The following is a 437-nucleotide window of genomic DNA, read 5'->3' on the forward strand; positions in this document are numbered from 1 at the left end:
GGGTCGATTTCGTGCAGGTGCCGACCTCGCTGCTGGCGCAGGTCGATTCCAGCGTCGGCGGCAAGACCGGCATCAACTCGCCGCAGGGCAAGAATTTGCTCGGCGCCTTCCACCAGCCGGTGCTGGTCATCGCCGACACCGCCGTGCTCGACACGCTGTCGCCGCGCCAGTTCCGCGCCGGCTATGCCGAGGTCGCCAAATACGGCGTGCTCGGCGACGAGGCCTTCTTCACCTGGCTGGAAAAGAACCATGCCGACATCTTCAAGGGCGGCTCGGCGCGCGAGCACGCGATCGCGACCTCCTGCCGCGCCAAGGCCGGCGTCGTCTCGCGCGACGAGCGCGAGACCCGCGCGCGCGCGCTGCTCAAACTCGGCCACACTTTCGGTCACGCGCTGGGAGCGGCGACCCGCTTCTCCGACCGCCAGTTCCATGGCGAG

Annotated in this window: 1 protein-coding gene; it reads left to right on the forward strand. The window is 69.1% G+C overall.

What is annotated here, in order from left to right:
- Positions 1-437 (forward strand): 3-dehydroquinate synthase (locus MOV75_RS41930; protein ID WP_369010511.1); only part of this gene is annotated, 437 nt, incomplete at both ends.

It is taken from the genome of Bradyrhizobium sp. PRIMUS42 (genome assembly GCF_023006515.1).
GTDB lineage: Bacteria > Pseudomonadota > Alphaproteobacteria > Rhizobiales > Xanthobacteraceae > Bradyrhizobium.